This window comes from Virgibacillus sp. M23 (genome assembly GCF_034190895.1).
GTDB lineage: Bacteria > Bacillota > Bacilli > Bacillales > Amphibacillaceae > Virgibacillus > Virgibacillus salarius.
Window position 1 is genome coordinate 1 of record NZ_JAWDHA010000337.1, and the last position, 411, is coordinate 411.

1 protein-coding gene is annotated in these 411 nt (G+C 46.7%); it reads right to left on the bottom strand.

What is annotated here, in order from left to right:
- On the bottom strand, positions 1 to 411 hold a 411-nt coding region (locus RVS70_RS22845; RefSeq protein ID WP_321135026.1), incomplete at both ends, for a DRTGG domain-containing protein.

The window sequence follows — 411 nt, forward strand, 5'->3', positions numbered from 1 at the left end:
TCAGCGGGTGTTAGGATGTACTCCACAAAAAAAATTTCTTTTTTGATCATCTGGTCATAAATTGCCCTGTTAATCATCGCAGCGACTGTAAAGGTGTCATAGCTCGTGGATAAAATCGGCAGTTCAAGCTCATCTGCCAGCTGTACAATGCTTTCATCCGTGTTAAAGCCCCCAGTCACCAATACGGCCGCGCCCGCTTCAAGCGCCTGCCTGTGTGCATTGATTCTGTTTCCGACAATCAAAAGATTCCCCGCTGCGGTATAACGCATCATCGCGTCCAGTTCCATCGCGCCGATGACGAATTTATTCAATGTCTTATGGAGCCCCGCCCGGCCTCCGAGCACTTGTCCGTCTATAACATATACAACCTCTGCATATGTAAGCTTTTCAATGTTCTCTTTTTTCTTTTGT